The organism is Niallia sp. FSL R7-0271, assembly GCF_038005785.1.
Classification (GTDB): Bacteria; Bacillota; Bacilli; order Bacillales; family Cytobacillaceae; genus Niallia.
Genome location: NZ_JBBOTZ010000001.1, coordinates 2,396,218 through 2,416,384 on the forward strand (window position 1 = coordinate 2,396,218; position 20,167 = coordinate 2,416,384).

Annotated in this window: 23 protein-coding genes; 6 read left to right on the forward strand and 17 right to left on the reverse strand. The window is 38.8% G+C overall.

Going from position 1 to position 20,167, the window contains the following annotated elements; genetic code table 11:
• Positions 1-6: 6 nt before the first annotated feature.
• Entirely contained in the window at positions 7-3,069 is a 3,063-nt protein-coding gene (locus MKX82_RS12265) for a GNAT family N-acetyltransferase (protein ID WP_341077471.1), read from the reverse strand.
• Positions 3,070-3,349: 280 nt separating this feature from the next.
• Between MKX82_RS12265 and MKX82_RS12270 the strand changes: the two genes are divergently transcribed.
• A complete protein-coding gene (locus tag MKX82_RS12270) occupies positions 3,350-3,934 on the forward strand; it encodes a MerR family transcriptional regulator (protein WP_233313436.1) in 585 nt (194 codons plus the stop codon).
• Positions 3,935-4,014: 80 nt separating this feature from the next.
• Here MKX82_RS12270 and MKX82_RS12275 read toward each other — a convergent pair whose 3' ends face one another.
• The 4 genes from MKX82_RS12275 to MKX82_RS12290 form a co-directional block, all read right to left on the reverse strand.
• The gene (locus MKX82_RS12275; RefSeq protein WP_341077475.1) at positions 4,015-4,809 is read right to left on the reverse strand and encodes a type II pantothenate kinase; all 795 of its coding nucleotides are present in this window, start codon (positions 4,807-4,809) and stop codon (positions 4,015-4,017) included.
• A gap of 62 nt (positions 4,810-4,871) precedes the next feature.
• Complete coding sequence (locus MKX82_RS12280) at positions 4,872-5,348, reverse strand: glutathione peroxidase (RefSeq protein WP_237941636.1); 477 nt, start codon at positions 5,346-5,348, stop codon at positions 4,872-4,874.
• Positions 5,345-5,902 carry a hypothetical protein gene (locus tag MKX82_RS12285; RefSeq protein ID WP_233313432.1) on the reverse strand — a complete coding sequence of 186 codons (558 nt, stop codon included), beginning with the start codon at positions 5,900-5,902 and terminating at the stop codon, positions 5,345-5,347. Before MKX82_RS12285 ends, MKX82_RS12280 begins: the two co-directional genes overlap by 4 nt.
• A 15-nt stretch (positions 5,903-5,917) precedes the next feature.
• On the reverse strand, positions 5,918-7,588 hold the full coding sequence (locus MKX82_RS12290) for a formate--tetrahydrofolate ligase (protein WP_233313430.1): 1,671 nt from the start codon (positions 7,586-7,588) through the stop codon (positions 5,918-5,920).
• Between the two features lie 424 nt (positions 7,589-8,012).
• Between MKX82_RS12290 and metA the strand changes: the two genes are divergently transcribed.
• A complete protein-coding gene (gene metA, locus MKX82_RS12295) occupies positions 8,013-8,921 on the forward strand; it encodes a homoserine O-acetyltransferase MetA (protein WP_233313429.1) in 909 nt (302 codons plus the stop codon).
• Between the two features lie 76 nt (positions 8,922-8,997).
• Here the strand turns inward: metA and MKX82_RS12300 are convergent, their stop codons facing one another.
• Positions 8,998-9,693, reverse strand: a complete 696-nt coding sequence (locus MKX82_RS12300) for an AIM24 family protein (RefSeq protein ID WP_341077497.1) — start codon at positions 9,691-9,693, stop codon at positions 8,998-9,000.
• A gap of 143 nt (positions 9,694-9,836) precedes the next feature.
• On the opposite strand from MKX82_RS12300, the gene MKX82_RS12305 reads away from it, so the two are divergent.
• Positions 9,837-10,043, forward strand: a complete 207-nt coding sequence (locus MKX82_RS12305) for a hypothetical protein (RefSeq protein WP_237941639.1) — start codon at positions 9,837-9,839, stop codon at positions 10,041-10,043.
• Between the two features lie 84 nt (positions 10,044-10,127).
• Here the strand turns inward: MKX82_RS12305 and mntR are convergent, their stop codons facing one another.
• The 5 genes from mntR to MKX82_RS12330 form a co-directional block, all read right to left on the reverse strand.
• Positions 10,128-10,553, reverse strand: a complete 426-nt coding sequence (mntR, locus tag MKX82_RS12310) for a transcriptional regulator MntR (protein WP_233313426.1) — start codon at positions 10,551-10,553, stop codon at positions 10,128-10,130.
• Between the two features lie 226 nt (positions 10,554-10,779).
• Positions 10,780-12,939, reverse strand: a complete 2,160-nt coding sequence (locus tag MKX82_RS12315) for a type IA DNA topoisomerase (protein ID WP_341077502.1) — start codon at positions 12,937-12,939, stop codon at positions 10,780-10,782.
• 126 nt (positions 12,940-13,065) lie between these two features.
• Complete coding sequence (locus MKX82_RS12320) at positions 13,066-14,043, reverse strand: aromatic acid exporter family protein (protein ID WP_233313422.1); 978 nt, start codon at positions 14,041-14,043, stop codon at positions 13,066-13,068.
• Positions 14,044-14,046: 3 nt separating this feature from the next.
• On the reverse strand, positions 14,047-14,346 hold the full coding sequence (locus MKX82_RS12325; RefSeq protein WP_233313421.1) for a hypothetical protein: 300 nt from the start codon (positions 14,344-14,346) through the stop codon (positions 14,047-14,049).
• A 342-nt stretch (positions 14,347-14,688) separates the two neighbouring features.
• On the reverse strand, positions 14,689-15,000 hold the full coding sequence (locus MKX82_RS12330; RefSeq protein ID WP_233313419.1) for a hypothetical protein: 312 nt from the start codon (positions 14,998-15,000) through the stop codon (positions 14,689-14,691).
• Positions 15,001-15,384: 384 nt separating this feature from the next.
• On the opposite strand from MKX82_RS12330, the gene cspD reads away from it, so the two are divergent.
• Entirely contained in the window at positions 15,385-15,585 is a 201-nt protein-coding gene (gene cspD / locus MKX82_RS12335) for a cold-shock protein CspD (protein ID WP_009791749.1), read from the forward strand.
• Positions 15,586-15,625: 40 nt separating this feature from the next.
• Here cspD and MKX82_RS12340 read toward each other — a convergent pair whose 3' ends face one another.
• Both MKX82_RS12340 and MKX82_RS12345 read right to left on the reverse strand, forming a co-directional pair.
• Positions 15,626-15,835 (reverse strand): zinc-finger domain-containing protein, encoded by a 210-nt coding sequence (locus tag MKX82_RS12340; RefSeq protein ID WP_233313417.1) that lies wholly within the window; start codon positions 15,833-15,835, stop codon positions 15,626-15,628.
• A 47-nt stretch (positions 15,836-15,882) separates the two neighbouring features.
• The gene (locus MKX82_RS12345) at positions 15,883-16,536 is read right to left on the reverse strand and encodes a reverse transcriptase-like protein (RefSeq protein ID WP_233313415.1); all 654 of its coding nucleotides are present in this window, start codon (positions 16,534-16,536) and stop codon (positions 15,883-15,885) included.
• Between the two features lie 176 nt (positions 16,537-16,712).
• Here MKX82_RS12345 and MKX82_RS12350 point away from each other — a divergent pair, with 176 nt between their 5' ends.
• Positions 16,713-17,123: a reverse transcriptase-like protein gene (locus MKX82_RS12350; protein WP_233313414.1), complete on the forward strand. Its 411-nt coding sequence runs from the start codon at positions 16,713-16,715 to the stop codon at positions 17,121-17,123.
• Between the two features lie 89 nt (positions 17,124-17,212).
• Here MKX82_RS12350 and MKX82_RS12355 read toward each other — a convergent pair whose 3' ends face one another.
• Both MKX82_RS12355 and MKX82_RS12360 read right to left on the reverse strand, forming a co-directional pair.
• A complete protein-coding gene (locus tag MKX82_RS12355; RefSeq protein ID WP_233313413.1) occupies positions 17,213-17,482 on the reverse strand; it encodes a DUF6123 family protein in 270 nt (89 codons plus the stop codon).
• 28 nt (positions 17,483-17,510) lie between these two features.
• A complete protein-coding gene (locus MKX82_RS12360; protein ID WP_233313412.1) occupies positions 17,511-18,005 on the reverse strand; it encodes a divergent PAP2 family protein in 495 nt (164 codons plus the stop codon).
• A 119-nt stretch (positions 18,006-18,124) separates the two neighbouring features.
• Here MKX82_RS12360 and sspL point away from each other — a divergent pair, with 119 nt between their 5' ends.
• A complete protein-coding gene (sspL, locus tag MKX82_RS12365; RefSeq protein ID WP_233313411.1) occupies positions 18,125-18,256 on the forward strand; it encodes a small, acid-soluble spore protein L in 132 nt (43 codons plus the stop codon).
• A gap of 38 nt (positions 18,257-18,294) precedes the next feature.
• On the opposite strand, the gene MKX82_RS12370 is transcribed toward sspL, so the two are convergent.
• Together MKX82_RS12370 and MKX82_RS12375 are read right to left on the reverse strand one after the other, a co-directional pair.
• Positions 18,295-19,149 (reverse strand): 5'-3' exonuclease, encoded by an 855-nt coding sequence (locus MKX82_RS12370; RefSeq protein WP_233314725.1) that lies wholly within the window; start codon positions 19,147-19,149, stop codon positions 18,295-18,297.
• 176 nt (positions 19,150-19,325) lie between these two features.
• Positions 19,326-20,162, reverse strand: coding sequence for a sulfurtransferase (locus MKX82_RS12375; protein WP_341077514.1), 837 nt, complete (start codon positions 20,160-20,162; stop codon positions 19,326-19,328).
• Positions 20,163-20,167 lie beyond the last annotated feature (5 nt).

Consider the following 20,167-nt stretch of genomic DNA (forward strand, 5'->3'; position numbering starts at 1 on the left):
ATCACTCTATAATTTAGTAAACCGAAGGGATTTAAGTATGTCTAACTGTGATGATGTGACATTCATCTTATCAAAATAAAGGAAGCTCGGCAGTGTAAATACTCTGTTCTGATTGTCTCTTTCACAATTTGTCATGGAAACAAGCTGAATGATTTCATTATTTGTGTAATATTGTGTACTGATTCTGTTTCTGTCTGTGAGTAAATGCAGCTTATCCTCTGTACCTTGTAGTTTAACATGAAAGTCTTCCTTTAAAGTAATATCCTGCTCCATAGCTCCTGTAGTATAGACTCGGTTATGCAATTTATGATCAGCTAGCTGCAAAGTGCAATTGTTATGCAAAAAGAGATTTGTATGCCATTGCTCCTTCTCCATTTTTCTGCCTGCCGTTTTATGCACAGACACAAACACAGCAAGAAGAGGCAATCCTGGCATTGTGACAAAGTATTGAGAAAATGAAAGCCCTCTCCATTGGGAGTGCTGGTTAATATCTGTATCGATTCTGATACCAGACCATTTGTTTGCGAAATTATCCCACACATCGACAAACGCAAGCTTAGTCGATTCTTTCATCATAGAATAATCATTCAAATCAGGCGGACCTGCCTTCATCCCGCCGGCCCAAGGGTTCCACCAGCTTTTTGCAATCAGCTCTGGAAATGCCTGATCAAGCCATTCTGTTTCGTTTACTTGTAAGGAAAAGATACCTGGATAATAATCGGCTGCAGCGGAAATTTCCAGGATGCCGTTATGAAGACGATATGTTTCAAATCCTTTTTCGTTTATGATGTTTTTTGTTATCCTTCCTTGCGGATAAAACAGGATGTTATCAAAATAAGATTCTCTTATTTCCGTCTTCATTACTGTCGTCATTTTATTGACTGCCTGCCACGCAGCTGCTTCAAACGGTAAATGGAGCGGAGTATTGACTTTTAGATCTTGCAGATGGGCAGAAGCATTATTAATAATCAAATCCATATCAAATTTAAGCGCATTGTTGCGGTAACTTGCAAACTGATAGGATAAAGATGTATTTGCTTCAAGCATCGGGTTGCCGCCATTCCAGATTAACTCGAGACCTTTATGGATTTCCTTCTTAGAAGCTTGAATACCTGCCGCTGCTGATTCTACTTCTCTCCAATTCCTATAAGCGCCGATAGACATATACAGAGGCGGGAAGGAATAGACATTACCTTGCCTGCTTTTTTGTGACTCGAGATGCATTTTCCACCCTTCCATCCTTATTTTACTGCCTTGCGTCCAATATACACCGACAGGGCTCGACTGATCTTGAGAAAAATACCAGTTGCTGCTCATGTCTTTTGACGCAATGTCTCGCGGCTCCACCATATCGGCTTCCTTGAATACAACAACCTCCCCTTTTAAAGGTAAGTATACCTCTGCCCAATCATGATAAAAGGTCTCCTGCAGATGGATATCTAAAGAAGTCTGTTTGTTTTCAAGGAGAACCCATCTTTTCACAAGTCCTTCTGCAAATAGCTGGATGTTAAGCTTTATACTATTGTCTGGATGTTCAGTAGATTGATAATGAAGAGTGAGAATAATAGATGTCTTTTCGTAGGAGGTTTCGACTTTTTCTGGCTTCTTTTTTGACAGCTCATTGGAGTAGGGCTTGCCAAGCATCGGGGCAAACATGGCGAACGGTAAGTTCCCTGTCTGATTGGTGCCTGCTGTCATTACATTATCTGCCTTTCTGACATTCACTTGATAAATCCCATTAAAAACATGATAGTAATCTTTTGTTTCACCGAAAAATCTCTCACCAATTCCCTTTAATGCCAGTGCAATTGGTTTATTTACCGTAAGCTCACCACCTTGCCATTTCACTTGAACAAGGATGTCTTCATTCGTAAAGCCTAAAGCTAATATAGAAGCAGGTATTGATACGAACCGCTTTTCTTTGCCTTTTAGCAAAAGGCTGAATGTGGAATCTTTAAAAGACAAATATTCACTTTCAGGAAGCATAATGGTTGCCTGTACAGATTCAGTAAGATTATTTTCTAATTCCAAATCAAGAGCAATCTCGAAGCCTTCCTGCAATGCATAGTGAATCGGTTTTGCCATGATAGTTACTGGCGTTTTTGGACAGATTCCTAGTTTAAATGTCGTCATAGTGCCACCTGCTGCTATATTGACCGCAATGGTTGGGAATGTTTTGCCCTTTTCTGCCTCAGGTCCCTCGGTTAAAAAGAATGTATCTGTTATCGTCATTTCTTCTTCAACAAAGAGGCGGTGGTTAAAATCACAAATAACTCTTTCATTTGGACAGGATGATAACTCAATTAAAAGAGGAGTGGTGGACTTGTTCTTAATAAAACATGTAACTTCATGTTCTTGTCCTACGAGCAATTCATGATTTTTTAGAGATAATTCAATCGAGAAATCATCTGTTTTTAGTGCACATAAACCTCTGCCCGTTTTTTCAAAGCTTGCTTTAAGTGCGGTCTCTTTATTTACCCATTCATAGTCATAATAAGTAAACCCATCTACATTCCTTCCATCTGGCTTTAATTCCATCGTGCGCAGCATGTCCTTGTACCAGTCAATTTTAGCCATATAAGGAGCGAGCAGCTTGTCATTTAATATGGTTGGAATAAAGTTCATTAAGTGAGTATAGCTGTCTTCATCTTCCCAGAAAAAACCGCAGCGCTTATAAAGGGGGACCGCTTTCGTATTACCTGCCCATGTGTATAAGTCGAGCCGTGGCCATTTTTTATTAATAACTGCTTGTAATGCATGAAGAAGCAGCAGTTTACCAACCTTTTTCCCATGAAAATCGGGTCGAACATTTAACAGCGGGATATATAACGAACCAACATCTTCTTTATACACAGACAGCCCGCAGTATCCTACCACCTCATCGTTATGTACTGCTAAAAAAGTATGCAGATTATCTGTGCTGCGATGCTGATCAATTATTTGTTCTTCTGTTTTTACACTGCCGCCCCAAGCCTCCTTGCTTTTGTTCCACATCTTCGCAACTTCAGCAGCAAACCGATCCTCGTACTCCACAATCTGTATATCAGCAATCGTTTGATGGATTGTCATTTAGCGAATCACCTTTTTCTTCATATTGTATGGATGGAAAACATAATCCTTCCTTTCATTTTATTTAGTAATAACCCTTTCCAATCCTATTTTCTATCGTATTATGATTGGAAATTATTGTAAAGATATTATCATAAAATAACAGAAACTATTAATCAACAAAACTAGACAAACCTCGCTAAAGGAGATTTTTTTAAAATAGCGAACTAGTATTTAAAGTCGAAAAACTTATTTGTTCTTCGTTCATTTATTCTATCAAAACGAAAGGTGATGAAGCATAATGATGGAACAAGAGAGAGTCGCTTCTGCTACGGAGGAAATTTTATTAAGCGTTAAGGAGGCAGCTGTTGCAATTGAAGAAAGTCCTGGTGTTGTGCGCAACTGGCTTAGAGAGCTGAAAGGAGTTATTCCGGCGATTGTCGGCGAACACGGTTACCGCTATTTCGATGATAACGCAATGGAAGTATTGGAAAAGATTAAAAAGCTGCGTAATGAAGATAAATTATCTTTGCGAGAAATTGAAGATGTGCTGACCGACACGGAGCCGCAAGTCTTGCAGCAGCAAGTAGCGAAGCCGTCAGAAGAGATGCTTCAAGAGCTGAAAACAGTAAAAGAACAGCTTGAGCTGCAAATCAACTTCAATTCAGTGCTTGTTCAACAATTGAAAAAGCAACAGGAGCAAATGGATCAGCAGCATGAATTTATTGAGACACAAAAAGAACAGATTGCTGCCCTTACCGCTGCTGCTAATCAGCCTTACGTACACACATATGGTACAAGGAAAAGCAAAGACGAAGAGGATAAAGCGACGAAGGAAGCACCAGTCAGAAGAGGAGCGATATTCCGCTTGTTTTCGTATCGCTAATTTGTCATGTTAGATGATGGCATTTGTATGGACTGTTGTTAAGTCTTTTTCTATACAAATGCCATCATCCTTGATTTCTTTTAGACAGAAAGTAGTGCACCACAAGCACCGCAAAACTGGCCATCCTGCAGAAACAGCTGACTCTTTGGAAATAAATAATCAAAGGAAGAAATGCTTTTTTGCAAAGGCATATTCACTGAAACGGCTCCACCCGCATAGATAATCTGGTCTATTTGATGAATAGTGCCAGCCTGCTGTGACAGTAGAACAATCGTTTCGGCTGTCATTTGAAAAAGAGACGATAATTTATCTTCCTTGCTACCATCCAATGTATTTCCATAGCCAAAATTACTCGCAGTCAGGCTTCCGTTGATACCAATATCCTCTTCATATAAATCCTTCACAAGAACATCGATCTTATTCTTGCTGCCTTTAGAAGCAAGCTCTGTAATTTTTGCAAAATCCTGAACTCCAGTTAATAATTGTGCAAGTCCCATGATTGTTCCCCCGCCAATTCCGCTTCCTAAAACCCGCGAATGACCCTTCTTGCTAACCTTAAACCAGGAAGTACCAGTTCCGATATTAACAAGCAGGAATTCGTCATTAACATGAGGATAATCCCTATCCTTCAGCCATCTTGCTCCAGTACAGACAGCATCAAATTCAGGAAGAATGGAGGCATCAGGAAAAAACGCTTGTTTTAAATAAGCAGCCTTGCTTCCAGTAAGGGCTATATCATTCCATTCAAAAAGCTTCAACCACTTTAGTGCAGTATCTGTTTGAGCATTAGGATATTTTCTAAAATGAATTCGTCCGTTCTGCTCAAATGCAAGCTTAATCATGGAACCGCCAGCATCTATCCCGATTTTAGCCAAACTGCTCCCTCCTTTTGTTATAAAAAAGGAAGAACAGAGTAATCCATTCTTCCGTTTTCTTCTTATAATAACTTTTCAATATCCTCTTTCATTTCATACGGAGAAGCATTTGGAGAATACCGTTTAACTACTTTACCAGAACGGTCTACTAAAAATTTAGTAAAATTCCATTTAATCGCCTTCAGCCCCATTGCACCAGGCGCCTCATTACTTAAATGCTTGTAAAGAGGATCGGCATTTTTGCCATTCACTTCAACTTTTGCAAACATCGGGAAGGTAACGCCATAATTCAATTCGCAGAATTCAAGAATTTCATCCTCAGCCCCAGGCTCTTGATTCATAAACTGATTACAAGGAAATCCTAACACAGCAAAGCCTTTATCATTGTACTCCTCAAAAATCGATTGAAGCTCTTTGAACTGCGGAGTAAATCCGCACTTGCTCGCAGTATTGACGATAACAAGCACTTTCCCTTTATAATCATTCAGTGAAACTTCTTCGCCATTAATTTTTTTGACCTCAAAATCATAAACAGTCATCCTATCATTCCCTTCCTGTCCAAATCAATCAGCACCTTCTGCCTCTGCAAGCCAGCCAATGTTGCGAGCATATAATCAGTCATGCTGACTAAATCATCCATATCGCCTTCTGTAACTAATCTGCTGAAATCAATGGAGATATGATTATTTACTATATTATCAGAACGGAAGGGATCAACACGAATTTCCTGCTTAATAACATGTTCCGCTCCCCATACTCTTTGCAGCAAGTCCTGCAGCATCCAAACTGTTTCTTGATTATTCTTATGTCTGACATGTATCGTCAAACGAATTTTCGCTCCTATTAAATGCATTTTCTCCTCAAGCTCTAAAAGCTCTGCTGCTAAGTTTTTCAGGGAAGCATACATCGACAAAGTAATTTGAGCATTTTGTTGCCCTCTTAAGGCAAACACAAGATGAAACTCCCTGGACATTGTACTGGTATCTAAAATGTCTTTGCGATTTAAGATGTCGATTGTACCTTCAAGATCCCTATCATAAAGCTGTCCTTCTACAACCGTTTTTAAATTATCATAAGCAGTTGGGTCAAACATATATTAATCTCCTTTTTAAAAGAGGCCGATTGCTTTTCCGTCCTCATTCACATCCATTTTTAAAGCAGCTGGCTGCTTCGGCAAGCCTGGCATTGTCATTACATCTCCTGTCAAGGCAACTAGGAAACCTGCTCCGATGCTAGGTTTTAGTTCTCTTACTGTGATTGCAAAGTTACTCGGTCTCCCAAGTAGACTTGGGTCATCTGAAAGAGAGTATTGCGTTTTCGCCATACAAACAGGGAGATTACCCCAGCCGAACGCTTGGAAATCCTTGATTTGCTTTTTTGCTTTTGTGCTGAACTCGACATGGCTCGCACCGTATATTTTCGTGGCAATAGTGTCGATTTTCTCCTCGATAGAAGCATCTAAGCTGTATAAGTGTTTAAATTCATTCTTTTCTTGTTCCATAATTTCTAAAACCTTGCGAGCAAGCTCCAGTCCGCCTTCGGAACCCTTCTCCCAAACTTCTGTTAAAGCAACGGGGATACTCTGACTTGCACACAGCTCTTCTAGCACTTCGATTTCACGCTCTGTATCTGTATAGAAACGGTTAATCGCCACAACAAATGGTAGTCCAAACTGATTAATGTTATCCACATGCTTTTGCAGGTTGGCAAATCCCTTTTTTAAAGCTTCTGTATTTTCCGCTGCCAAATCACTCTTCGCCACACCGCCATGCATTTTCAATGCTCGGATGGTTGCGACAATCACAACGATTTCCGGATTAATTTGTTCATTGCGGGCTTTAATGTTCAAGAATTTTTCGGCACCAAGATCTGCGCCAAAGCCAGCTTCTGTTACAACATAATCAGCAAGCTTGCTTGCGGCAGCTGTGGCAATCACACTGTTGCACCCATGGGCGATATTGGCAAACGGACCACCGTGGATGATAGCAGGTGTATGTTCAATTGTCTGCACAAGATTCGGCTTAATGGCATCTTTTAACAATAGTGTTAGTGCGCCTTCCACACCAAGCTCGCCGACTGTTACAGGTTGTTTGTCCATATTATAGGCAATGACCATTTGGGACAGTCTTTTCTTTAAATCATTTAAATCATGTGCCAGACAAAGCACTGCCATTATTTCTGATGCAACCGTAATATCAAAACCGTCCTCTCTTGGCACACCTTGAAGAGGACCGCCCAACCCGATAACCACTTTTCTTAAAGCACGATCATTTAAGTCAACAGCTCGTTTCCAGACAATCCGTCTTTGGTCAATTCTCAGCTCATTTCCTTGGTGAATATGATTGTCTAGTATTGCGGCTAATGCATTGTTGGCTGTTGTAATGGCGTGAAGGTCACCAGTGAAATGAAGATTGATATCCTCCATCGGCAAAACTTGAGCATAGCCACCTCCTGCAGCGCCCCCTTTTATTCCCATCGTTGGCCCAAGGGACGGCTCTCTCATTGCAATAGCTGTTTTTTTATTAAGTTTTTGCAAGGCATCACCTAAGCCTACTGTAACTGTTGATTTCCCTTCTCCTGCAGGTGTCGGGTTAATTGCCGTGACAAGAATGAGTTTGCCTGACTGTTTATCTTTTAATTCCTCCAGCTTATCAAAAGAGATTTTCGCTTTATATTTTCCATACAGTTCTAAGTCATCCTCTGTTAAACCTAACCTCTTCGCAATATCGAGAACAGGATGAATGGTTGCTTGCTGTGCAATTTCTATATCTGTTTTCATTATTTTCCCGCCTTTATAAAATTTAATTTTCATTTCGTATGAATATATTCATCTTAAAAAATCTATGTACAGCATTATTTTGCCAATAATCTTATTTTACAGATGAACGAATAAAATTAAAAGGAAATATCTGAAATGTTCGTTTTTACCTTTGCCAGCATAGAAAAACAGCAAGAACACCCAAGGGGAAATATGCTGAAAAAAACTTATTTTCATACATTTCAGCAATTATATTGCGGCAAACCGAAAGGATATTTATAATAGGCTATATGTTTATACATTATTTAACTAATCTAAGTTTATGAAATACTCGGAATACAACGATAGCTTTGCTTATTGTTCTATTAATTATTCCAGCTTGGAAAATAAGGCATAACAATTGTACAACATGAAGAAAAAAGGAAAAAACAGGAGGCGAACCATTATGCCTATTAAAATTCCTCAGCTGCTGCCAGCAAGGGAAATTCTCGAAGAAGAAAATATCTTTATAATGGATGAAACAAGAGCAAAGGCTCAAGATATTAGACCATTGAATATATTAATTCTTAATCTAATGCCTGAGAAAGAAAAAACAGAAGTACAAATTCTTAGACTTCTAGGTAATACATCGCTGCAAGTCAATATCTCGCTGCTGCGCACAGCATCCTATCACTCTAAGAATACAAGTCCGAACCATTTAGAACAATTCTACACTGATTTCCAAGCCATTAAAGGTAATAAATATGATGGCATGATTATTACGGGAGCACCAGTTGAACTGATGAATTTTGAGGATGTTCAGTATTGGGAAGAGCTGACAGAAATAATGGACTGGACGAAAACAAATGTAACGTCCACATTGCATATATGCTGGGGCGCCCAAGCTGCTTTATACCATCATTTCGGCATTAAGAAATATGAACTTGATCAAAAATGCTACGGTATCTATTCCCATGAAGTCCTTAGACCGTCTGAAAAGCTGCTGCGCGGATTTGACGACAGCTTCGTTGCACCGCATTCAAGACACACTAATGTCCAAATCCGTGAAATTGATGAACATCCATCACTCCAGCTGCTCGCTGCATCTGATGAAGCCGGTGCATTAATTATCAGCGGAAATAATGGCAAACAGATTATGATAACCGGCCATTTAGAGTATGATTCATCAACACTTGCTGAAGAGTATAAACGGGATAAAGAGAAGGGACTAGATATACATCTGCCGCTTCATTATTTTCCAAACAATGACCCAAACAGAAGACCGCTTAATATATGGCGTTCTCATGCACATTTGCTGTTTTCTAATTGGCTCAATTACTATGTATACCAAGAAACACCGTATGAGTGGAAATGAAAGGCTCGTGTTACATAAAAGAGGATTTGGCTTCCAAACAATTGTTGGAAAGCCAAATCCTCTTTTGTTATGTAAATCAGCCGTTGCTGTCAGAAAAATAAACTTCTTCAAATGGCTGGATTACGACAAATCCTTCACCGCTGAATTTCATTTGGATGGATTCACCGCTTCCTCTTCCGAAAAAGGTTTTTAACGAAACGTCTGTCACAAATTCGGGCTGCAGGTTACCAGACCATGCAACAGTTGCATTCGGGTCTGTGAAAACAGGTTTTGCTGGTGTCACTTTCAATGTGAGAGGTTCATAATGAGAAGTGATGGCAATCATCCCTCTTCCAGACAAATGAATGTTGAAAAGACCTCCGGACAGCATTCCGGCAACTTTTCTCATGAGCTTAATATCCCACTTTACAGTTGGCTCAAATGCAAGAAGATCATTGCCATTAACAAAAATCGATTCACCATTCAGATGAAGAATCGTGATTTTTTTACCTTGATCTGCAAGATATAATTTCCCTTGTCCTTCTGCTTTCATAAGAGAAGCTCCTTCTCCTGTTAAAGCTTTTTTGAACATTTTGCCTAAGCCGTGTTCGAGAATGCCTTCTCTTGTAAATTTAATGTTTCCCATGTAGGAAACCATGCTGCCAGCTTTTGCCCAAACCATTTCCTCTAAATTCACTTCCAGCATCCGCTGTGTTTCCAGTTCAAACAGTCCTTCACCTTTATCCTGCTGTTCGGTTTTTTCTACAAATTCCTCCAAGGAATATCTGCTCATAAGTTTAATCCCTCTCTTTTCATCTATTAGGCTTACTTTTTACTAATACGATTACATTTGGTAAAAGTTTCATGATTATTTTTTCTGTTTTCGCACATACTAATCGATGATTTTGATTTTTAGCGAAAGGATGGATAAAAAACGTGGAAACAATCGTTGCTGTCGAAAGAAATTACTTAGGTGAGATTATAAGCTTTAAAACATCAAATGAACGGATTATTTCTTACAGAAAAGCACTGCTTGAAGCAGAAGAAGGCTTGCTCGATGGTGTAAGGCTTTGTGAGGCAAGCTATGAAGATGGACAAGCGCTTATTATTGAGGATACCTTTGCGGAATACCCGCTGATTTAATCGTTATTATGTAAGAGGGGCTAGACATAGAGACACACCTTATTGACAAAGGGGGTTTTCAATAAAAAATGTCTCTCGCCTTAATTAATCCAGTTCCTCGTTTTTTCGCTGGATAATTTTAAGCTCCTCTATTCTTTTATTATCTTCCTGAAAATATTGGACTAAATCTCCAACACGATCTATTGCGTCCCAGCTTAAATGATGTTCAATGCCTTCCACATCTTCATAAATATTTTCTTCCTTTACGCCGATGATACGTAGAAGGTCTTCTAGCAGCTCATGCCGATAAACTAGCCTTTGTCCGATTTTTTTGCCTTTCGGGGTTAGTATCAGCCCTCTATATTTTTCGTATACAAGATATTCATCCTTATCTAGCTTTTGAACCATCTTTGTAACAGAGGAGGGATGCACGGACAAGGCTTCTGCAATGTCGGAAACTCTTGCATATCCTTTGTCTTCTATTAATTTATAAATTTGTTCGATATAGTCTTCCATGCTGGGTGTTGGCATATATGACCCTCCTAATTTTGCATATACTCTCAAACACTTGCCATGTTTGGCAAAACTAGAGCAGTTTCACAACTGCTCTTGTCCTTCGCTTTGGCTTATTGCCAAACACGCAAGAACGAAAATATCCTTTATGCATTTTACTATATAAGAATTAAGGAAACAAGCACTTACCCTATTGGTTCGAACATAAAACAACATGTTCTTAACTAGGCAGGAGATCGCTTGCTTATTTCTTGCTGGAAAAATCCATTTGCCAGCTGAAATAATCATTATCCTCATTTTTGACATACTTTAATACAGCGTCAAATTTATTTCCTTTTTTGCTTGTCAGTCCTTTAACTTCTGCTTCCCCTTTTTTAAGCAGTGACTTCACCATTGTTTTTGTCGGTTTTTTCTTTAATGCTGCCAAAAACTTGTCATTCTTCCAGATTACAAACTTACAGCCTTGTTTCCAATTGCTGCAGCCGTAGCCTTTTTGCCCCTCGATTACTTTATGACCGCAAACAGGACACGTGCCAAGATTCTCTATGGTTTTTTTTGTATACAAAACCTCTTGAATGGTAACAGCTTGTTCCCCTTTAATCTTTTCAACGGAATTTCTAGTGAATTCACCAATAAGCTGCAAAAATGCGCTTTTCGTGTATTTACCTTTTTCAATATCATACAGAGACTTCTCTAGCCGACCTGTGAAATCGAGGTTAAACAATTCCTTGATTGGGAATGTTTCAACAAGTGTCTTGCCTAAGTCGGTGCAGTTAAGGTTCTTCCCTTTTGCCTCTATATAGCCGATATCCTTTAGCTTCTTAATGGTCTCTGCACGGGTGGCAGGTGTTCCGATACTGAACCCGCTTAAAATGGAAATGACATCTTCTTCCGTATCGCCTGAAGTATCGAAGTTTTTTCCGCATGTTTCCATTAAGCGCAACAGTGTTTTTTCGGTATGCTCCTTTGGTGCCTGTGTCGTATGAGTAGTTGTTTCCATCTTTTTAATGTCCACTTCTTCTCCTTTGCTTACAAATGGAAGAAGGACATCCTTTGACTTGATGTTCTCCGCTTTTTTCCATCCTTCAACAAGCTGCACTTTGCCTTTTGTATGAAACACACCGTTTAAATTTGCATCTAACACTTTTGTGACAATTCTCGTTTCTTCATATTCAGCAACAGGCATGAATTGCATCAACAGCCTTGTTCTAATTGCTTCATATACTTGCTCCTCATCCTTAGTCAGCTTCTTTGGAATAAGATAAGTTGGTATGATGGCACTATGGCTTTCGACTTTTTTATTATCAAAAACTCTTTTGGATGCATAAAATTTAATATCGTCTTTATACGGTAAGTTCGCTGAAATGGCGCTGACTACCTTTGCAGTTTTGCCGATCAAGCTTTCCTCTAGTGCCATACTTGCCGTCCTTGGATAGGTTATATACTTCTTTTCATAAAGACCTTGGGCCACCTTCAATACTTTATCTGCAGTCCAGCCTTTATATTTGCTCGTAATATACCCTTGCAGATTAGACAAGTTGAACAACAACGGAGGATACTCTTTCTTTTTCTGGACGGTTTTGTCTGCCACAACAGCCTTCTTTCCTACTATTTCCTGTTGTATTTGCTCGAGTTCTGCCTTTGTTTTAAACTTGTCCTCTTTGCCGACAGTATAAATGCCTGTGTATTTTCCTTCAGCAGCTAAGAATGTGCCTTGAAGCTTAAAATAATCCTCTGGCACAAATTCGCGAATTTCTTTATCTCGATCATAGATTATTTTTAAGGTTGGAAGGAGGACGCGGCCAATATTAAGGGCTTTTCCTTTCCCCTTCTGATATTTCAATGTTGTAACAGAGGTAAGATTAATGCCGATGAGCCAATCCGCCCATTGTCTGCTCACACCAGCATCCTGCAATGGCCTCATTTCACTGTTTGACCTGATTTGCTGTAAACCGTTCAACACTTCATCCGGTGTCCATTCATTCAGAAGCAGTCGGTAAACTTCCTTGTCTGTCCGAAGATTATAAATTATACTGTCTCCGATAATCTGCCCTTCCCGATCATAGTCGCAAGCCGATATAATCGCGGTGACATCTTTTCTTCTCATAAGCTGATGGATAATCCGCAGCTGTTTTTGCGCACCACTATCAGGCTTATCTCGGTTACGAGGGTCACTTTTTACTTTATATTTAAAGTTCTCCGGTATAAACGGGAAGTTTTCCATCTTCCATGTTGCCATCTTTTCATCATAATCTTTTGCATCATTCAGCTGCAGTAAATGTCCGAATGCCCATGTAATAATATAGCCATTTCCTTCAAAATAACCGTCCTGCTTGGTTTTTATTTTTAATGCATCTGCAATATTTTTTGACACAGATGGTTTTTCAGCAAGTATTAACTTCATGTTATCACCTTTTTTATATGCTTAGCCTTGAGCTTTTTGCTATCAAAACAAAAGATTCTCCTAAACATCTCATTTTCTCTAAAGAGACATGCATGTTCAGGTAGAATCTTTTTCATTTCTATTATATCAATTATAAGCTACTTTGAGTGATTTTTTCACTTTCAAATACTGTTCAAGCTCTTTCAGCACATTATAGAGCTGAGCCTGTTCTACAAACAAATCCCAATCCTGCGGCAATGCTTGCATCCTTATTTCTTCCTCTAGCTTTTCAAGCTTGCTCAAGAAAAGCTGTGCTGTATTACCAGGATGTATGCAAAGACTCAGTTCTTCCAGGAAATTAGCAATCGAATGGCGCTGTTCCGGAAGCCTGTTTACTGTCGTTACCTTCGCGAAAAGTCCTTCTATTATTTCTAGCTGTTTTTCCCTAATTGTAAAATACTTATAATAATAGTTTTCTTTTCGGGTAAAATGATTTTCAACATCCCTGTATGCAAGCGACTTGGCAATCTGTACTTCCTTCGCTGTTTGCATCAGCTTCAATTTATAATCGAAAGCTGACTCATTAGAACGCAGGAACTCAACCATCCCTTGAAGCATTTCCTGAAAATCCTTTTCAATCTTCTGCTGGTATACCTTCATTTCCTTGTCGAGGCTCGGCATATAGCTGTTGACTAACAGCGCTGCGCCAATTCCGATTACAATGAGCATGAACTCATTTTGAATGACATCCCAGTTCATATGGCCATTTGAATAGATATGAAGGATGATGACAGTGCTTGTTACGACGCCTTCATTTACTCTCAGCAAAACAGTTGCAGGGATAAATAACAGGAGTAACAGTCCAATCGCATACGGTTTATAACCAATCAGCTCAAAAAACACGTAGGAAAACGGAATCGCAAGCATGCATGCTATGAATCTCGCAAAAGCGCTGTGCAATGATTTCTTTTTAGAATTTTGCACACAAAGAATCGTAATGATAGCAGAAGATACGAAAAAATCTAGGCTGCATAATTGAGCAACGGTAATTCCCAAACTTACAGCAACAGCAGTCTTGAAAGTACGGTAGCCTATTTTATATTTTTTTAGAGATTTTATTAGCATTGGTCAATCACAACCTGTAACTAATAGATCATCCTGTAAAGAAACCAACTTCCCATTAATTGAAATTTCATCTCCAGTTTTCACAAACAATGATACTACACAACCGCTGAATGGAACTCCGATCTCCTTCAAATCTCCTTGATCGGTTTCGATTGTCAAAATTGTTTCCCACTCATAAAAGTATGCTTTTTCCTGAACAAAAACCTTCTTGACTGTTCCAGCAAACGGACTCAATATCACTTGATCTTCCTTAGAAATTTCATAATACGGACTTTGACTGTTCTTTACAATCGTTTCAATCATTTTTTAAAATCTTCCCTTGTAAATTTTTTGCTCCATTGGTTTGATGGACGAGCATCTAATCCAGAAAAAATAAGTCTTTTTATCATGTTAATAAAAACACATTTTCACCGACATTTCAATGGTTTCCCTCCTATTTCCACATGTTTTTTTTATGATAAGCCTTTCATTTTTATCCATAAAAAAAACCGGCCTTTTACCGGGGGTTGACTGATGAAAAACTTTGTTATAAAAGCAGCTTTTTCTTTGTGCAATAAAGGGAGCTATAGTGTCTTCGGAATTCCTCACAAATTTGAGTAGGAGTCTCCAATCAATCTTTATTCACGAACAGGAATTTTGTTCCTTCTAGAAAGATTCCTCTTTGCCTGGTTCAAAGCCGTATTTTTTGATTTGCTTTTCTGTTTGTACATACCATTTATCCCTTTCAACAATATTGGAGACCGTCAATATAAGCGAAGGGATTTTTTCTACCATAAATACAATTAATCCGATATTTTTGTTCATAATAACAAAGGATTCACCGTGAGAAAAGGTGGTCAGCTCCTTGCCTAATTGAAGGATGCTTTTGACAATAGCCTGCTTGCTTTCATCTTCCAATACAATATTAGGCGAAAAACGCAAAATCCAGTTAGCATTTTCAATCGAAAATCGATACATACTTGTCACCTTCTTTTATTGTCTTCGCAAAAAAGCATAAAAGCAGACAACTGTCTACAGCTGTCCTATTATAAACAAATCCTTTTTACTTATCATTATATGGATATGTTGTAAAAGATGATTTATGTACTTAAAAATATTCTTTTACACTAATATTCACAAGAAAACAAGCACTGTGGTGTATCCGTTTTCTTTTGTTTCGAGCTCAAAAATACTTTTTATGAAAAAACTCTATGAAACCTTGACTCTACTGGGTTAATCGTGTATATTATAGACATCATTTAACAAAATTCTGAAAAATTACTTTCTATTATTATTTTGTTCTATGAGAATATTTATTTTTCAGCACTAATGTGTCTTGAAAGGCTTAGGAGGAAACTTAACATGCAAAACGGTAAAGTAAAATGGTTCAACAACGAAAAAGGCTTTGGATTCATCGAAGTTGAAGGTGGAGACGATGTATTCGTACACTTCACAGCTATCCAAGGTGACGGTTTCAAATCACTAGAAGAAGGTCAAGAAGTTTCTTTCGAAATCGTTGAAGGAAATCGTGGACCTCAAGCTGCTAACGTAGTTAAACTATAATAAAAACTTAGAGCAACAATATCCAAGAGCTGGCATTTTGTCAGCTCTTTTTATCTTCCTCTTTATAATTTCCTGCCAGCATATCTCCGAATTTTTTTATTTCTAAGCCGACTGTACATTCTGAAATACAAAAACGGTGTGCCTGCCTTTTACCTTTTTCTATTTTGTTATGCTCATATAAAAAACAGCCTTTACAATAATCATTTATAAGCTCTTCTGCTTGCAGCAGCCATTTTTTTCTATCCGTCACAAGGCATTCTCTCCTCTTTCTAACATGATTGGCATGCAACATGTACGTTAAATTATTTGCATTTTGCTATAAATCCGCTTCTCTTCAAGAGCTTGGGTAGCCAATTTATCCGCCTCTTTATTTTCATTGCGGCCAATCGGTGTATATTTAGCATTTATTTTCATATCAGAAAGCTTTTTTTCAATGCGGTCAAGCCACTTGTTTAGAGCTTCTTCGTAGCATGGCCACTCTCCTGACAGCTGATTTAAAACTACTTGTGAATCACCTTTAAATTCACATGTTGCTCCTTTGACTTCTAATTCTTCCAACAGATTCAAGGCGTGATAAAAAGCAGCGTATTCTGCTTCATTATTGTTTTCCATATCATGAAATAATTCGTTAGCCCGAATGCGATATTTTTTTTTGCCTTGGTTGAAATAAAGGATAACTCCAAGCCCAGCTGTGTTTGTTTGCTTTCGATACCCGCCGTCAAAATAAATGACAAAATCATGGGGCTCCTCTTCCACTTCAGCATTCAGCTTAATAAGCTCCTTCAAGCTCCATTCCGTTCCATTTTCATCATAGTAAGTCAAATCAACGCCTTTTTTGTTTTTCTCCATATCTTCCCCAATTAAAATGGCTGTGCTTTGTGCCATCCAGTCAGAGGTGAAATAAACCTCTTCTTTTTTTAAGCGGTATTTGTATTCAAGCTTATATTTCATCTAAAAAGCGCCCCTTCTATATTAGATTCTATTCATTAGAAATGTTAAACGGTATAATAAAATGGTTACTAAGTTAAAATCCATATAAAATAATGTTATGTAATTTGGCTAACTTTTATAGCTTAAAGCTCAAGTCCACTGTGAATAATAATACCAGATAATTTGGAGGTTTAGAAATGATAGAAGTCTACATCGATGGTGCAAGTGCTGGAAATCCTGGTCCGAGCGGTGCTGGCATCTTCATTAAAGGGCATGGGAGCGCCGAAAAATACTCTGTGCCGCTTGGGTCTATGAGCAATCATGAGGCAGAATACTATGCGCTGATTCACGGTCTTAAGATCTGTTTAGAAAAGAACTATCGGACAGTCAGCTTTCGGACAGACTCTGAGCTTGTCGACAGAGCTGTAGAAAAAAGGTTTGCTAAAAACAAAAAATTCTCTCCCCTTCTCGAAGAAGCACTTCTTATGGCAGATGAGCTAGACTTATTTTTTATGAAATGGATTCCAAGTGCGGAAAATAAAACAGCGGATGAATTAGCCCGACTGGCAATACGCAAAAATAATCCGAATGATATGCAAAACTCATGAGGTTAAGATTCTTTTCTTGCTGTCGCTAATATTGCAACTCCCTATAGCAAATCCTTTTGAGTAGAATAATCTAAGTAAAAAACCCCCTATTATAGGGGGAATAGCTGTTCATCCTTCAAGTATGTTAATGCTTCTTTTCTTGTTGTCACCTGCGCTTTTACAAAGCGTTCAAGAAGTGACATATAAAAGCTGCCATCAAAATGCTTCTGAATTTTAAGTGTGCATTCAATAGCTGTGTTAATTAACTCATCTGCTGCATTTGTATAAGCTTTTCCGAAGTAAATAAAGCCAACCGCATCTTCCCCGAACGAAAAGCCTTTGCTTTCTAAAAACAGCAAATACTCTTCAACTGTCTTCACCTTTCGCCCAATCCTCCCGAATTTCATCTTATTTCCATGTTACTTTATTCTTCGACATATTTCTATCTTTTTTTAGTACTATATGCCCTAATGTTCCCATCAAAACGCCCAGTAGAGCGCCTCCAACCACTTCCTCTGGCTGATGGCCAAGCATTTCTTTTAAGCGTTGCGGCTGCTTTTCCTCAAATGGAACCTTTTCATCTGTTTTCAGCTTTTCCATCAAGTCTCCCAAGTCATTGACTTTCAGTGTCAGCTCTCCAGTCTGGCGCCTGATTCCTTGTGCGTCATACATAACAATTAGCCCGTATACAAGTGATAAGGCAAAATCAATGGTCGGCACGCCTCGTCTTAATGCAATAAACGTCGTTAAGGATGATACTCCAGCAGAATGGGAGCTCGGCATTCCGCCAGTTTGGAAAAACAGGCGGTTATCCCATTTTTTTGTTTTTACATAATGAATGGGAATTTTCAAAAATTGAGCCAATCCGATGCTTGTTAAAGCAATGTAAACACCTTTGTTCATATCGTCACCTCAAGATTAGTTTTCATGAAATATGTTTAGATTATTCCATCCTGCAAATACTACAAATGATTATTTATTACCAAATGGTCGATTCCAACATAAGCAGGGGGTGAAATTTCATGAGCAAGGATAGAAACAGAGGCACAGCAGCAGGCGGCGTAAATCCGCAAGGCTATGGACAAGATGCTGATCAGACGCCTGCACCGAAAAGCAAGCTGGAAAACGCGGCAAAAAAGAAAAACACAAAATAAAAAACAGGACCGTACATACGGTCCTGCTACTATTATCCTTATGCGAGAGCCTCGTCTTTTTTCTGAACGAGACGATCAAAATGCTTGAATTCTAATTCTCTGAACTTGGCAATTGCTTTATCTGGAGTGATTTGATACAGACTTTCCTCAAGAAGACAGTCCACTGGCACATCACATTTAATTTCTGCCAATGTTCTGCTGAGATGGAGCATGTCCAAATCTGCTTCAATTTTGGCACGCTGACCTTTTGTCAGTGAAACAAGATTCTCTAATATTCCTTCTATGCTTGCATGACTCTGAAGCAGTTTCAAAGCTGTTTTTTCTCCAATCCCTTTTACTCCCGGATAATTATCGCTCGTATCACCCATCAAGGCCTTCAAGTCAATCATCTGCTTAGGCTGAATCCCTTTTTCCTCATAAAAACTATCTGGTGTATGCACTAAATAATTGCCATATCCTTTTTTTACAAGAGCTACTGAAATATGATCATCAAGCAGCTGCAGAATATCTTGGTCACCTGTTAATATCGTTACATGAGCTGACCCCTTCATTTTTTTGGCAATTGTACCGATGCAATCATCTGCTTCAAAACCGACAACACCTATATTGGGAATATCAAAGCTTTCCACCACTTCTTTAACAATATTAAACTGCGGCATCAATTCTACTGGTGCTTCCGATCTGTTCGCTTTATAGTCAGGATACATTTCCGTCCGAAATGTTTTGCTTCCCATATCCCAGCAAACTGCAACATGTGTTGGATTAAAATGGTCTACCGCTGTAAAAAAATGTTTAACAAACCCGTGGATTGCATTTGTTGGTAACCCCTTTGAATTTATCATAAATTGCCCTGTAACAGCTGTTGCAAAGTAAGCCCGGAACAATAGGGCCATTCCATCAACTAGCAGCAGGGATGGCTGTTTTTCTGTATTCAAATAGATCGCTCCTATTCATTTAGTCTACTCTATTATAACAGAATTCCAATCAAATTTAAGCTAGTGCGTTTTTCCATTGACAAGTGAGCACAAAAAAGGATAATCCTGCGACTATCCTTTTTTGTGGTTTTTTTTTATTTTAAAACGTCAACCTTGTTATCATCATAGGAAATCCAATCACTGAAGCTGCCCGGATATAGGGACACATTTTTAAATCCAGCTGATTTCATCGCAAGATAGTTAGGAATTGCGGTTATGCCTGATCCACAATACACAATATACTGCTTTTTTTCGTCCAATTCAGTGAAGCGCAGCTTTTGCTGCTGTGCATCTTTAAATCTTCCATTCACTAAACCATCTGTCCATACTTTATTGATTGCACCCGGGATATGCCCGCTTTTTTTGTCAATCGGCTCTATCTCACCTGTAAATCTTTTATGCTCTCTTGAATCAATTAATACTGTCGCATCACTTGGCTCACGAACGAAAGCTTTCACCTCTTCATAAGTTGCTGCCATACTCCTATTCACATCAGGAACAAAATGTGATAATTCATAAGCAGGAATCTCTGCTGTAACGGGGCCGCCAATCTCGAGCCATGCCTGCATTCCCCCGTTTAAAATATATACATTTTTATGTCCCATATAGTTTAAAAGCCACCACAGTCTTCCTGCAAATGCACCTTCTTTGTTGTCATAGGCGATAACAGTTGTATTATTACTAATACCTGCCTGTGCAAGTTTTTCTGTGAACAGCTCCACATCTGGAAGCGGGTGTCTGCCCCCATGCTCTTTGACTGGTCCTGACAAATCCTTTTCCAAGTCGAAATACAGACTGCCAGGAATATGATCAGACTCATACAGTTTCTGTCCTTCATCAGGATTTGCCAGACTAAAGCGGCAATCAATAATTCTTATATTTGGACTGGACAAATTTTGCACAAGCCAATCTGCCTCCACTACAAACTCCATCTGGT

Bases quoted from the DNA above. Each gene is read 5' to 3' on its own strand.
- MKX82_RS12265 (WP_341077471.1), bottom strand. From the start codon at position 3,069: ATGACAATCCATCAAACGATTGCTGATATACAGATTGTGGAGTACGAG.
- MKX82_RS12330 (WP_233313419.1), bottom strand. From the start codon at position 15,000: ATGTATCGATTTTCGATTGAAAATGCTAACTGGATTTTGCGTTTTTCG.
- MKX82_RS12270 (WP_233313436.1), top strand. From the start codon at position 3,350: ATGATGGAACAAGAGAGAGTCGCTTCTGCTACGGAGGAAATTTTATTA.
- MKX82_RS12300 (WP_341077497.1), bottom strand. From the start codon at position 9,693: ATGAGCAGATATTCCTTGGAGGAATTTGTAGAAAAAACCGAACAGCAG.
- MKX82_RS12360 (WP_233313412.1), bottom strand. From the start codon at position 18,005: ATGAACAAAGGTGTTTACATTGCTTTAACAAGCATCGGATTGGCTCAA.
- mntR (WP_233313426.1), bottom strand. From the start codon at position 10,553: ATGCCAACACCCAGCATGGAAGACTATATCGAACAAATTTATAAATTA.
- MKX82_RS12325 (WP_233313421.1), bottom strand. From the start codon at position 14,346: ATGATTGAAACGATTGTAAAGAACAGTCAAAGTCCGTATTATGAAATT.
- sspL (WP_233313411.1), top strand. From the start codon at position 18,125: ATGAGCAAGGATAGAAACAGAGGCACAGCAGCAGGCGGCGTAAATCCG.
- MKX82_RS12370 (WP_233314725.1), bottom strand. From the start codon at position 19,149: ATGGCCCTATTGTTCCGGGCTTACTTTGCAACAGCTGTTACAGGGCAA.
- MKX82_RS12285 (WP_233313432.1), bottom strand. From the start codon at position 5,902: ATGTTTGACCCAACTGCTTATGATAATTTAAAAACGGTTGTAGAAGGA.
- metA (WP_233313429.1), top strand. From the start codon at position 8,013: ATGCCTATTAAAATTCCTCAGCTGCTGCCAGCAAGGGAAATTCTCGAA.
- MKX82_RS12290 (WP_233313430.1), bottom strand. From the start codon at position 7,588: ATGAAAACAGATATAGAAATTGCACAGCAAGCAACCATTCATCCTGTT.
- MKX82_RS12345 (WP_233313415.1), bottom strand. From the start codon at position 16,536: ATGAAATATAAGCTTGAATACAAATACCGCTTAAAAAAAGAAGAGGTT.
- MKX82_RS12350 (WP_233313414.1), top strand. From the start codon at position 16,713: ATGATAGAAGTCTACATCGATGGTGCAAGTGCTGGAAATCCTGGTCCG.
- MKX82_RS12320 (WP_233313422.1), bottom strand. From the start codon at position 14,043: ATGCTAATAAAATCTCTAAAAAAATATAAAATAGGCTACCGTACTTTC.
- MKX82_RS12315 (WP_341077502.1), bottom strand. From the start codon at position 12,939: ATGAAGTTAATACTTGCTGAAAAACCATCTGTGTCAAAAAATATTGCA.
- MKX82_RS12375 (WP_341077514.1), bottom strand. From the start codon at position 20,162: ATGGAGTTTGTAGTGGAGGCAGATTGGCTTGTGCAAAATTTGTCCAGT.
- MKX82_RS12280 (WP_237941636.1), bottom strand. From the start codon at position 5,348: ATGACTGTTTATGATTTTGAGGTCAAAAAAATTAATGGCGAAGAAGTT.
- cspD (WP_009791749.1), top strand. From the start codon at position 15,385: ATGCAAAACGGTAAAGTAAAATGGTTCAACAACGAAAAAGGCTTTGGA.